This is a genomic window from Emticicia sp. MM (genome assembly GCF_001649495.1).
Genome location: NZ_LXHX01000009.1, coordinates 1 through 13374, shown reverse-complemented (window position 1 = coordinate 13374; position 13374 = coordinate 1). Strand labels below are relative to the sequence as shown.

Here is a 13374-nt window from a genome sequence, read left to right as displayed (position 1 = left end):
ATGAACGAAAACAAAAGTATGACCAAAATCAAAGTTTGTGCGATATAATTTAATTTTTCATGAGTATTTTAGTCTAAAAAATCAAAAAAAAAGGGCTTATGAAAGCCCTAAAATGATAAAAAATAACTAATTTATTTCAATTTTTAAGCCTCATTTAGGGCTTTGTTTTCGCACAATCTTGGCTAATAATTTCGGAAAAAATCTTTTTAAATACACGCCTAAAACTTCTTTTCCACCCATATAAACCTCATCTTTATTCTTGTAAATAGCATCCACAATCTGGCGGGCACATTCTTCAGCAGGCATTCCATTTGCTTGGTTTTCATCCATTTTTCCAAACTTACTGCCATCAGCCGCAACTGCATTTAAGGAAATATTCGTTTTGATATAACCCGGACATATCAAAGTCACGCCTATTTTATCATCGAAAACTTCAGCACGAAGGGCATCAAAAAAACCATGTAAAGCATGCTTTGAAGCACAATAACCCGAACGCATTGGAGTTGCTAATTTCCCAGAAAGACTACTTGTTACGGCAATATGTCCACTTTTTTGAGCTTTCATTGCGGGCAATACCGCCTTTGTAAGGGCTACAACTCCAAAAAAGTTTAGGTTCATAATTTTCTGATACACCGCCATATCAGTTTCGAGGACTGAACTTCTCTGCGAAATTCCTGCATTATTGAAAAGTACATCTATTCGCCCAAAATGACTAATGGCTTGCAGGGCTTTAGGCTCGATTTCGTCCGCCTTCTCAACATCAATAGGTAAAATAAATACATCGGCATCAGTCAAACCAGTAGCCTTTTTCACTCTTAAAAGTTCTTCTTCTCTTCGAGCCGAAAGAATTAATTTCGCACCTTCATTCGCAAATGCATAGGCAGTGGCTTCGCCTATTCCTGAAGATGCTCCTGTAATCCAAACTACTTTATTTTCAAATCTTTTCATTTTTTACGAATTTCTGTCTCTTTTTTTTGTTAGGTAATTAAGGCAAATGTAAGGTTTTTCAACGATAAAACTCATATTCTTGGCAAAACCAACGATTATTTCGGAACTTTGCACCATGAAGTGAAAAATAGATTCGCTTCGACTAAAAATAAAAAGCATTCGAACAAAGCATATATGAGCAAACAAGATATAAGAAAGCTATCGACCGAACAACTCAAAACTTGGCTCACAGCCAATGGAGAACAAGGTTTTAGAGCCAAACAAATTTCGGAGTGGCTGTGGAAAAAATCGGCTTGGAGTTTTGATGATATGACCAACTTATCATTAAAAACCCGTGATTTACTGAAAGAACATTTCGAAATTCGAGCTGTTTCAGTACTCAAAAAACAAGTCAGTAATGATAAAACCATTAAATCAGGTTTTAAGCTATTTGACGGAAATTTAGTAGAAGGCGTTTTGATTCCTGCTGACGACCGCATGACAGCCTGTGTATCATCTCAGGTGGGTTGTTCGCTTACTTGTAAATTTTGTGCAACGGGCTACATGGCAAGAAAACGCAACCTTGATGCTGCCGAAATCTACGACCAAGTAGTACTCATCAAACAACAAGCCGAAGAGCATTATCAGCAACCACTTACCAATATAGTATATATGGGAATGGGCGAACCCTTGCTCAATTATGCGGGTATGATGGAGTCGGTCAATCGTATTACTTCGCCTGATGGACTTAATTGGTCGCCCAAACGAATTACTGTAAGTACCGCAGGTATCGCAAAAATGATTCAAAAGTTGGGCGATGATGAAGTTAAGTTTAATTTAGCACTTTCATTACACGCTGCCAATGATACTAAACGTAATGAAATCATGCCGATTAATGAGAGTAATTCATTACAAAACTTAGCAGCAGCATTGAATTATTTCTATAAAAAAACTGGGAATCGTATCACTTTCGAATACATTGTTTTCAACGATTTCAATGATTCTTTACAAGATGCCAAAGAACTCTGGGAGTTTACGAAGAAAGTACCTGCCAAAGTAAATATTATAGAATATAACCCAATCGCTGAGGCAAACTATATCAATACAACGGAAGATAAACTTAGTAAGTTTGCGAAGTTTTTAGAAGATAAAGGCGTGGTTGTCAATGTACGTAGAAGCCGTGGTAAAGATATTGATGCCGCTTGTGGACAATTAGCGATTAAAGAACCAAGCAGCGAAGCTACAATATAACTCAGATAATTATAAAAAGAGTGTTTTAGTCAGACACTCTTTTTCATTTCCTCAGAACTAATTTTTTAAATTCTAAAGGACTTTTGCCTTTTATCTCCTTAAAAACCTTACTGAAATACGAATTATTCGTAAATCCACATTCGAAGCACACATCTGTTATACTCATCTCGGTCATGAGCAACTGGCAAGCCTTATTAATTCGATATTCGTTTACAAAATCAGTGAAAGTCTGGTTAACTACTTTTTTGAAATAATTACAAAAAGCTGGAACTGTCAGATGGGCTATATTGGCTGCTTCACGAATATTGATTGGCTGTTGATACGTTTGCTCTACATACTCATAAATTCGTTTTAAACGAAGTTGGTCTTTCTGATTAAAATCATAGCGGGTATCATAAGAATTCAGAAGATGATATTCGGTTGATTCAGCTAAAGCTTGAAAAATATTCAGTAAACCTATCAAACGTTCGAAATGCGACAAATCAATGAGTTTTATTAAGGAATCTCTCACTTTTTCATACGTTTCTCCATAAAACTGAATACCTTGCTGTGAACGTTCGAAAAGTTTTTTAATGAGGTTCATTTCAGGTTTTTCAAAAAACTTTTCTCCTAAAAAATCATCTTTAAACTGAATCACAATTTCTTCATGCACGCCTAATGCATCATAGCCGAAGCCTGCATGAGGCAAATTAGAACCTATCAGAACCAAATCTCCATCTTCATAATAACTCAAATGATTGCCCACATGTCGCCTACCAGTTCCCTCAAAAACTAATACCAGCTCAAACTCTGGGTGGTAATGATAATTCCAAGGAAATTGTTGGGCAATTACTTTTTGATGTAAAAATCTAAACGAACTTCCTTCGTCATTCTGAATTTGCTCAAAGGGGGTTTTCACTCTATTAATATTTGATTTATATATTTTTTTATAAAAATAATAATACAGAACAAAAGAATATTAATATAAGTATATTTTTTATAAATCAGACTTCCGAAATTTGTTTCATAAACTAACGCAAAAAACGTAGTTTTTGATTAAGGAGAGCAAAACCTATGATGGATTATAAAAGCGAGCTAATTGCTCGCTTTTTTTGATAAAAAAACAAGTTCTGCTGAAACTTCAACCCTAAAAACAATCCTCTATGCAAAACTGGAAAATCAAGCTATCATTATACCTCAACTATTTTGTCTTTGCAATATTGCTCAATAGTGTAGGTGCTGTAATCTTACAAGTACAACGCAATTTTGATGTTTCAAAATCAGACGCCTCAGTTCTTGAAGGTTTCAAAGATTTACCTATTGCCATTTGTTCATTTATTTTAGCCTCTTTTTTACCCAAAATTGGCTATAAAAAAGCCATGCTTATTGCTTTGGCATTGGTTAGTGCTATTTCTTTCACGATTCCCTACGCCAATGGTTTTTGGCATTTTAAACTCTTATTCTTAGTAGTAGGAATTTCATTTGCTTTGATTAAGGTTTCAGTTTTTGCCACAATCGGCCTTATTACGAAAAATATTAAAGAACATTCAAGTTTTATGGGTTTACTTGAAGGTACATTCATGATTGGGGTTTTGTTAGGAAATATTCTTTTTAGCTTATTTATTGATAACGATAATCCCAAATCAGCAGCTTGGCTAAGTGTTTACTGGATTTTAGGAGGTTTATCACTACTGGCATTTATACTCTTAATGACCGCCAACTTAGATGAATCAGAGGCTAAAGTTGAGGGTTCGTCTTTGAGTAGCGATTTCTTGGCAATGCTTCGCCTAATTGCACTTCCTCTTGTAATTGTATTTATTATCAGCGTGTTTTTATTTGTGCTAATCGAACAAAGCTTTCAGACTTGGACGCCTACTTTTTATAAGGATATTCTAAAAGTTCCGGCGAGTATGGGAATTCAGGCGGGAGCTATTTTAGCGGGAGCGTTTGCCGTTGGACGTTTTGCTTCGGGCGTAATTCTTCGTCGATTTAGCTGGATTTTAGTTTTAACTATCTGTATAATTACTTGCGGTTCGTTGGTACTACTTACGCTTCCGCTCACGCAAGGCATTATGGCTTCGCCTGATACAAATTGGACAAACGCACCTATTGTAGCCTATATTTTCCCAATTATGGGTATATTTTTAGCCCCAATATATCCTACGATCAACTCTGTTATTCTTAGCTCATTGCCAAAACATCTACACAGCCCAATGTCGGGTTTAATTGTTGTATTTTCTGCCTTAGGCGGTACTACTGGTTCTATCATAACAGGACACGTTTTTGAAGCATTCACAGGGCAAACAGCTTTTTACTTATCATTAATTCCGATGAGCATTCTGATGGTTTGCTTGTTTATACTCAATTCTTTACAGAAGAAATCTAATACTGAAGTTTCGTTTGGTAATCATTCTAGCGGACATTAATACTTTTATTTACCTATTATCTTAAAATGGAGCGTACGATAAAAAATATCTATGAATTAGGGCTTTTATTCGAAAAAGTGCAGTTAGAAAATGTTTTCCCTGATAATAAAACCTTTCCTGACTGTATAGCTAAAGAAAGTTTAGAGGTCATTAACAAGAAATTTTTTAAAGAAAAAAATCAAGCAAATTTTGATTTAAAAGCTTTCATTAAGGCACACTTTGATATGCCTGTCAATCGAACAGCGGCTTATGAAAGTAATAAAGAACATTCGATTGAAGAACATTTAGATACCCTTTGGAAAGTTCTAACGCGTGAACCCGAACATGAAAATAGTTCACTTATTCCACTACCTAAACCTTATGTTGTGCCGGGTGGGCGTTTTGGTGAAGTATATTATTGGGATAGCTATTTTACGATGCTTGGTTTACGTGCTTCAGGCAGAATAGATATGATAGAATCAATGATTGATAATTTTTCATATTTACTCGAAACAATCGGGCATATTCCGAATGGAAATAGAAGCTATTATATAGGGCGTTCTCAGCCACCATTTTATGCACAAATGGTAAAACTTTTAAGTGAAGAAAAAGGCTTAGAAATACTTGTAAAATACTTACCATATCTTGAGCAGGAATATCATTTTTGGATGAATGGCAGAAACGAACTATCACCCCATCAAAGAGCAGTTCACCGAGTTGTATTAATGCCTGATGGTAATGTTTTAAATAGATTTTGGGACGAAAATAATACTCCTCGCCCTGAATCATTCAAAGAAGACCTTGAACTTTCTCACCAATCAAGTCAAAGTCCAAATGATTTATTTCGCCATATTAGAGCCGCAGCCGAATCAGGCTGGGATTTTAGCAGCCGATGGTTTAGAGATACCCACGATTTTTCGAGTATCCATACGACAGAAATCATTCCGATTGACCTAAATTGTCTATTATATAATTTGGAAGATACTCTTTCTAGTACTTATTCCTTAATGAATAATAGTTTGAAAGCAGACGAATTTCAACAATTAGCTCAAAAAAGAAAAAATACAATACAAAAATACCTTTGGAATGAGACAGAGGGGTTTTACTTTGATTACGACTTTATTTCAAATACCCCAAAAACACACCAAACATTGGCGGCTGTCTTCCCACTTTATTTTAAGATTGTGGAAGCACAGCAAGCCGAAAAAATTGCGGATAATATAAAAAATAAATTCTTGAAAAGTGGTGGATTACAGACTACACTTGTCAATACAGGTCAACAATGGGATTCGCCCAATGGTTGGGCTCCTCTACAATGGATAACTTATAAAGGTCTATTAAATTATCAAATTGAAGATTTGGCCTACGAAATTCGAAGTCGTTGGTTAGCTCTAAACCGTAGGGTATATCAAAAAACAGGCAAAATGACCGAAAAATATAATGTTGTAGATGAAAGATTAATGGCTGGAGGGGGAGAATATCCCAATCAAGATGGATTTGGTTGGACAAATGGTGTATTTTTGGCTATGAGCACAACATAGTTTATACAATAAGGAGAAGAAATTGCTATTTTCTCCTCCTTATTGTATTTCGCTCAAAAAAACTCATTTAAGCCACTTCAATGCGTTTACATTTTGACCAATCTTACGCCCTTCAGCTAAGCCTGTGTCATTATCGCTTCTATTATGAATTCCACCTAATAATCTTGAATAAGCTGATTCTTGAGCAGCCTCCCAAAATGAACTATACGAACGATTCTTATAGAAAATGAAAGTGAGTGGGTCTTGTCCACGTCCTTCATGCGAGTTATCCACGTATTTAAACTCATCACCATACAGCTTGGTAAGTACCGTAGCCGAAGCGGCCGATTGCACTGAATGGCCTGAATAAAACGCTGGAAATGGAGGCTCTGGCCAAAAAGGTAACCATGATGCATCTATATATGTGCGAATAAAAGTCGATGGGCGTTCTGCATGATATGTATATTTTGCCTTCCAACAGTTTATAAAAGCATCTCCGATTGCCATTCCAACCATAGCAAAAGTTTGTGCTGCTTTAATCAATGGTGGCTTGGCTGTTCTAACTACAATTCTTGCGATGCTATAAGAGTGACCCGGTGGCGTAAATGTTCGGCTTGGGTCATCGCCCCAAAATAGGGCAATTTCTTTTTCTTCTTGTGTCAATACTTGATTTTTGGCGTAAACTTCCAAAAACTGTGCATAATATTGTGAGTATGAACTAGAATTAAAAGTAATAGGCCTAGGTACTGCTAAGCTGCTATTTGTTGATACAAAAGTACGGTTTTTACCCCAGTAAGGATGTAAAGGTAAAGTACTAGGAGATTGACTAAATTGTGGACTTTTCCAATAACCAGGCCCTACGGGTAATACATAATCTGTTGTAAAATTACGATTATAACCTTGATATCCTCCATCTGTTTTTGACCATTCAAAAATAGCTTTTGCCACTTCTTGCCCGTACTTCACCGAACGCTCAATAACCGCCTGATTTTCAGCCTTATATTCAGATAAAATCTTTGCTTCAAGTGAATCTATAGTTCTTTTATTGGCTTCAGAAGTTTGTTCGTAAATATTTTTATGAATCCAAGATTGTCCGGCATTTAAGCTCAGTACCCAGTTGTATCTTTGGGTTGAATCTATCTTTGGTAAAGTAACTAAACCATTTAACTGCCCAGCAAGCGAGTTATATGCCTTAAAACCACCAACTATGCTCTCATACATAGTTAGACCAATATATCCAAAACCCCTTGAAGCATACGTGGGAGAGTTTCCAGGTGTTTTTTCTGCAATAAATAAAGACATCTTTCCCCATCGAATAGCAGCACTGGCAGTAGTTGTATCAGTAGCAGCCACTGGTATTGGGTTGTCTCCATTATTGCTTTCACAACCATTCATTATAAGTAGTGTGCATAGTACTAAGGTCAGTAGCCCTACCTTAATACCTTGTGGGTAGATATTTTTCATTCCCTCAATAATTTATCAATTTGTAGAATTGGTTCAAAAACTATACCATTTTGGGTCATTTTTTTAAAAATGTTAATTCAAAATTACATTATTTCGGAAAATATACAAATCAAATCCGCATTAATGGAATACTTTAGTTTTCTAACATTCAGTTGCACTCAATGCTAGACCTGCCTGAGAAGTTTCTTTATATTTCTTCGACATATCTCGGCCCGTTGCACGCATAACTTTTATAACACTATCAAGTGATATTTTCTGTGCCGAGGCATTACCCGATGCGGCTAATAAGTAAGCATTATACGCCTTTATTGCACCCATGGCATTTCGTTCAATACAAGGTATTTGCACATACCCCCCGATTGGGTCACAGGTCATTCCTAAATGATGTTCGATGGCAATTTCGGCCGCAGCTTCTACAATTTCAATACTTTTTCCTGCACAATAGGCCAACATGGCAGCAGCCATTGCAGAAGCTGACCCGATTTCGCCCATACAACCCATTTCTGCACCCGAAATACTCGCATTATGCTTGATTAAGTAACCCACCGCAGCAGCAGCTAGCATTCCTTCTCTCAAACGTTGTTTGTCATAATGATAATGATTTCGCAATAGGAAAAATACACCCGGAATCACGCCTGAAGCTCCCGATGTAGGGGCAGTAACGACAATATTTCCAGCCGCATTTTCTTCCGAAGCTGCCATACAATAGGCGTTCAAGAAAACCATAAAACTATCGGTAGTTGAGGCCGTATTTTTAGCTTGTGCATATAATACTGGAGCTTTTCTACGCAGTTTGATAGTTCCCGGCAAAAGACCTTTCTGACGCAATCCTCGCTTTACAGCCTTGTGCATAGCTTCGAGTATATCATCAATTTTCTGAAAAATCTCTTTTTTACTCAAACCCGTCAATGCCATTTCATTGGCTATCATTAATTCAGTAAGCGTGATTTTTTGCTTGGCTAAATGTTCTTTTAATTCTTTCATCGTTGTGAATCCAAACACAGGCTCTTTATCATTTTGTGCCTGAGCGTCTTCTCCTTTACGTTGAATAAAACCACCCCCTACTGAATAATACTCTTCTTCAAGCACAATTTGTTCATTCTCAATCAACTTAAAAACCAACGTATTAGGATGTGGCGATTCATAGCGTTTACGTTCAAACACAATATTTCTAGCTGTCAACGACACCTCATAATTACCTACTTGTGTTATGTACAAATCATCGGGATTTTTGAGTAATGCTGTAAAGGCCGTAGGCTCGCAAGTATCTGGCAACCAACCCAATAATCCAGCAATTACCGCACGATCAGTTCCGTGTCCTTTACCAGTAGCACTCAAAGATCCATACAAATGAATCATTATTTTAGGCTGATGTAAAGTTGTACTTTGAGCTGAAGCCTTCGCTCTCTGCAAAAAGTCATAAGCTGCTTTCATTGGCCCGATAGTATGTGAACTAGATGGCCCTGGACCAATTTTAAATAAATCAAAAATAGAAGTTTTAATTGCTTCTTGTGTCATTGTTTTGTTGTAGTTGATGAAGTTGAGATAAAATACAAACTTTTAATTCTTTGAAATAAAAATTCGATTTTTACTGCAAAGTAAGTATTTTCACAAAAAACTCAGCACATCAACACCATTAAACATGAAATTTTGTAAAACCTTCTTTTTGATTTTAGCCCTCCCATTCCTTGTTTCAGCTCAAACCTACATTAGAGTCAACCAATTAGGATATTTACCCAAGGCTGTTAAAGTTGCCGTAGTTCTGAGTAAGCACCAAAAGCCATTGCAATCATTTACTATTAAAGATGCCATTACGGATAAGGTAGTTTTTAGTTCTAATAAAATCAAAAATCATGGAGCATTTGGCAATTTTACTTCTACTTATCGCTTAGACTTCTCCAATTTTCAAAAAAAGGGAGCTTATTATATTCAAACCAATGATAGTAAATCAATTAAATTTCGAATTGATGAGGAGGTTTATGCCGGTTCTGCCGATTTTTTGCTAAAATATATGCGTCAACAACGTTGTGGATATAATCCCTTCTTGAAAGACTCATGCCACATACACGATGGATTTAGAGTTTATCACCCTGACCCCAAAAAAGATTCTACCCATATTGATGTAAAAGGTGGCTGGCACGATGCTTCTGATTATTTGCAATACACCACCACTTCGGCCAATGCGATTTATCAAATGTTATTGGCCTATAAAAATAATCCGACTGTATTTAAGGATTTTCATCAAGCAAATGGCTTGGAAGGCAGCAATGGTATTCCTGATATTATTGACGAAATCAAATGGGGAATCGACTGGCTTGTAAAGATGAATCCTGCTTATGGAGAGATGTATAATCAGATTGCTGATGACCGCGACCACATCGGCTTACGTTTACCCAACAACGACCCTAATTCTTATGGGAAAGGAACTATGCGACCCGTATATTTTTGTACAGGTAAACCACAAGGAGCTTTCCAAAATAAAAGTAGGGCAACGGGAATTGCGTCTACTGCTGGTAAATATGCTTCAACTTTTGCGTTAGGCTCGGAAGTTTTACAGAAATTTTATCCTGATTTTTCTAAAACACTAAAAAAGAAGGCTATTGATGCCTATGATTGGGGTAAAAAGAATCCAGGGGCTTGTCAAACGGCTCCTTGCCGTGCACCCTACTTTTATGAGGAAGACAATTGGACTGATGATATGGAATTGGCCGCCGCCGAGCTGTCTAAAATCACAAAGAATAAAGATTATCTTCAAGATGCCATCAATTTTAGTAAACAAGAAACCGTTACACCTTGGATGATAAACGATACCGCTCGACATTATCAATGGTATCCATTCATGAATGCAGGCCATTACCAAACGGCTTCTCAAATGACCAATAATAATGAGTTAAAATCTTATTATCAACAAGGTTTGAGTGCTATCGAAGCGAGAGCGAAGAAAAATCCTTTCTTGAATGGCATTCCATTTATTTGGTGTTCAAATAACTTAGTAACGGCAACCCTCACGCAAATCAATTTATATAGAAAATTAGGAGGAAAAGGCTTCGAAGAAATGGAAGCTGCTCTTCGTGATTGGCTTTTTGGTTGCAATCCGTGGGGAACAAGTATGATAGTTGGTCTTCCTCTTGCGGGCGATTACCCTCAAGACCCACATTCTGCCTTTACTTACTTGAAAAATTATCCAATAGATGGCGGATTAGTTGATGGACCCGTAAGAACATCTATTTTTAAAGGCTTAAAATATGTTGCCCTTCGCTTTCCTGACGAATATGCTGATTTTCAGTCAAATATGGCAGTTTATCACGATGATTTTGGCGATTATTCAACCAACGAGCCAACCATGGACGGTACCGCCTGTCTGACTTACTATTTATCAACTTTAGAAAATGCTTCTAAAACTACCGAAAAACTAAGTATTTACAAGGGAGCGATTACTCGATTCGATGCTAACAAAAAAATAATTCGATTGGCTTTTACAGGGCATGAGTTTTATGAAGGAGGTGAAAAAATTGCCCAAACTTTAAAATCTGAAAATATTAAAGGCTCATTTTTCTTTACTGGTGAATTTTATAGAAATCCAGCAACCTATTCGCTCATTCAAAAACTTATCAGTGATGGGCATTACTTAGGCGGACATTCTGATAAACACCTACTTTATAATGACTGGACAAAACCAGATTCTCTACTCATTTCCAAACTACAATTTGATGATGACTTAAAGTCCAATTATTTGGCTATGAGTAAATTTGGCATTACTCCTGAAAAAGCACCGTATTTTATGCCTCCTTTCGAATGGTATAATGAAACAATTGCTGAATGGACCAAGAATAATGGCTTACAGCTCATCAACTTTACTGCTGGAACAGGTTCGAACAGAGATTATACTTACCCAGAAATCGGCAATAAATACGCTAATAATCAAACTATTATGCGTGACATTTTAAAGTATGAAAAGAATAATAAAGATGGACTAAATGGATTTATTTTACTCATTCACTTAGGCACTGACCCAAGAAGAAAAGAAAAGTTTTACGACCAATTATCCAAATTAATTAAACATTTGAAACAAAAAGGCTATCAATTTAAACGTCTATGACACGAGTTTTTTTGAGCTATCCAAACTTTCTACTTAATTTGTGGGTTATTATTTTAATCTCAATAACTTAATAAATTCAAAATTATGGCTGTTAAAGTAGGCGAACTAGCACCTGACTTCAAATTATTTAATACTGATAAAGCAGAAGTGAATCTTTCTGATTATCGTGGAAAAAATGTAGTAGTATTATTTTTCCCATTGGCATTCACAGGCGTTTGTACGGCTGAACTTTGTCAAATGCGTGATGACATTGCCACTTACGCTGGCCTAAACGCAGAGATTTTAGGTATTTCAGTAGATTCTATCTTTACTTTGGGTAAATTCAAAGCTGAGCAAAATCTTCCATTCCAATTACTATCTGATTTCAATAAAGAAACAGCTCAAGCTTACGGAGCTTATTACGATACATTTGTTTTTGGAATGCAAGGAGTAGCTAAACGTTCGGCTTTTGTTGTTGACAAAGAAGGAGTTATTAAATATGCCGAAGTACTTGAAAGTGCAGGTGATTTACCAAACTTCGCAGCAGTAAAAGAAACTTTAGCGAGTCTCTAATTATACTTTCTGTTTATAAACGAAGAGTCCATTGTGAGATATACATCAAACAATGGACTCTTTAGTTTTATAGCATTTAGCCTAATCCTGAAATGCTCCCACTAAGCTATTTACAATCGAAAGTACAAAACCAAAAATAAGTGGTTGTAAGAATCCACCAACCCTAAAGCCTTCTACCAAATAGGCAGCTAAATAAACAATACCCACATTGATAACTAAAGAAAATAAACCTAAAGTTAGCAGTGTAATTGGCAATGAAAGCAACTTTAAGATGGGTTTAATAAATGTATTCAAGAAACTCATCACAAAAGCTACCATCAACGAAGTTGTGATGGAATCTACCTTGATTTCACTCAAAAATTGGGGCATGAAATAAACCGCAGCCGCACAACATGCCAAACGAATTAAATAATTTATCATAATAAATATGAATGAGAATATGGGTGAATGATTACGTATAAAAGTAATGAATTCATTGAGAAAATTCAAAGAATTCGAACGGAATTCTATCATTTTACACTCAAATTTTCAAATTAACATTTATTTATGACGCTTAATCAATACATCTAAAACCTCATCAAAAGTATAGTTTTTCTGCTCTAAAAGCACCAAATAATGGAAGAATAAATCAGCTGCTTCACCTAAAAACAAATCTTTATTTTCATCTTTCGCTTCAATTACTAACTCTACGGCTTCTTCTCCTACTTTTTGGGCTACTTTATTTACGCCTTTCTTAAACAGTTGTGCCGTGTAAGAACTATCAGAAGGATTTAGCTTACGGTCTCTTATCACTGAGCGTAAATGATTGATAAACATTACTTTCCCATCGTTTACCTCCTGAAAACAAGTGTCATCTCCAGTATGGCAAGTAGGGCCATCTGGCGAGGCGTTAATCAAAATTGTATCTCCATCGCAATCAATTAATACTTTTTTTACGTGAAGAAAATTATTCGAAGTCTCTCCTTTTGTCCAAAGTCTTTGTTTACTTCTACTAAAAAAAGTTACGATTCCCTCGGCCATAGTTTTTTCATACGCTTCGGCATTCATATATCCAAGCATTAAAACTTTACCGGTGATTGAATCCTGAATAATTGCAGGCACTAAGCCATCGACCGATTTATCAAAAGCGATTGTTCTTTCCATTTTGGTAAGCCTAAATATCTTTAAAATAATATTT

The 13374-nt window shown here is 36.1% G+C and carries 11 protein-coding genes; 5 read left to right on the top strand and 6 right to left on the bottom strand.

Features of this window, described 5'->3' with window-relative positions; translation table 11 throughout:
* Window positions 1–150: 150 nt before the first annotated feature.
* Window positions 151–948, bottom strand: coding sequence for an SDR family oxidoreductase (locus A6M55_RS01110; protein ID WP_064196181.1), 798 nt, complete (start codon window positions 946–948; stop codon window positions 151–153).
* Window positions 949–1122: 174 nt separating this feature from the next.
* Here A6M55_RS01110 and rlmN point away from each other — a divergent pair, with 174 nt between their 5' ends.
* On the top strand, window positions 1123–2178 hold the full coding sequence (gene rlmN, locus A6M55_RS01105; RefSeq protein ID WP_015029468.1) for a 23S rRNA (adenine(2503)-C(2))-methyltransferase RlmN: 1056 nt from the start codon (window positions 1123–1125) through the stop codon (window positions 2176–2178).
* 43 nt (window positions 2179–2221) lie between these two features.
* On the opposite strand, the gene A6M55_RS01100 is transcribed toward rlmN, so the two are convergent.
* Window positions 2222–3076 carry an AraC family transcriptional regulator gene (locus A6M55_RS01100; protein WP_015029467.1) on the bottom strand — a complete coding sequence of 285 codons (855 nt, stop codon included), beginning with the start codon at window positions 3074–3076 and terminating at the stop codon, window positions 2222–2224.
* A 244-nt stretch (window positions 3077–3320) separates the two neighbouring features.
* Between A6M55_RS01100 and A6M55_RS01095 the strand changes: the two genes are divergently transcribed.
* Window positions 3321–4583 (top strand): sugar MFS transporter, encoded by a 1263-nt coding sequence (locus tag A6M55_RS01095; RefSeq protein WP_015029466.1) that lies wholly within the window; start codon window positions 3321–3323, stop codon window positions 4581–4583.
* A gap of 26 nt (window positions 4584–4609) precedes the next feature.
* Entirely contained in the window at window positions 4610–6103 is a 1494-nt protein-coding gene (gene treF, locus A6M55_RS01090) for an alpha,alpha-trehalase TreF (RefSeq protein WP_064196180.1), read from the top strand.
* 63 nt (window positions 6104–6166) lie between these two features.
* Here the strand turns inward: treF and A6M55_RS01085 are convergent, their stop codons facing one another.
* Together A6M55_RS01085 and A6M55_RS01080 are read right to left on the bottom strand one after the other, a co-directional pair.
* On the bottom strand, window positions 6167–7546 hold the full coding sequence (locus A6M55_RS01085) for a vanadium-dependent haloperoxidase (RefSeq protein ID WP_015029464.1): 1380 nt from the start codon (window positions 7544–7546) through the stop codon (window positions 6167–6169).
* A 141-nt stretch (window positions 7547–7687) separates the two neighbouring features.
* Window positions 7688–9064 carry an L-serine ammonia-lyase gene (locus tag A6M55_RS01080; protein WP_064196179.1) on the bottom strand — a complete coding sequence of 459 codons (1377 nt, stop codon included), beginning with the start codon at window positions 9062–9064 and terminating at the stop codon, window positions 7688–7690.
* Window positions 9065–9188: 124 nt separating this feature from the next.
* On the opposite strand from A6M55_RS01080, the gene A6M55_RS01075 reads away from it, so the two are divergent.
* A complete protein-coding gene (locus A6M55_RS01075) occupies window positions 9189–11645 on the top strand; it encodes a glycoside hydrolase family 9 protein (RefSeq protein ID WP_064196178.1) in 2457 nt (818 codons plus the stop codon).
* A gap of 84 nt (window positions 11646–11729) precedes the next feature.
* Complete coding sequence (locus tag A6M55_RS01070; RefSeq protein ID WP_015029461.1) at window positions 11730–12197, top strand: redoxin domain-containing protein; 468 nt, start codon at window positions 11730–11732, stop codon at window positions 12195–12197.
* Window positions 12198–12278: 81 nt separating this feature from the next.
* On the opposite strand, the gene A6M55_RS01065 is transcribed toward A6M55_RS01070, so the two are convergent.
* Together A6M55_RS01065 and hisIE are read right to left on the bottom strand one after the other, a co-directional pair.
* On the bottom strand, window positions 12279–12617 hold the full coding sequence (locus tag A6M55_RS01065) for a phage holin family protein (protein ID WP_041694090.1): 339 nt from the start codon (window positions 12615–12617) through the stop codon (window positions 12279–12281).
* 120 nt (window positions 12618–12737) lie between these two features.
* Window positions 12738–13340: a bifunctional phosphoribosyl-AMP cyclohydrolase/phosphoribosyl-ATP diphosphatase HisIE gene (hisIE, locus tag A6M55_RS01060; protein WP_015029459.1), complete on the bottom strand. Its 603-nt coding sequence runs from the start codon at window positions 13338–13340 to the stop codon at window positions 12738–12740.
* Between the last annotated feature and the right edge of the window lie 34 nt (window positions 13341–13374).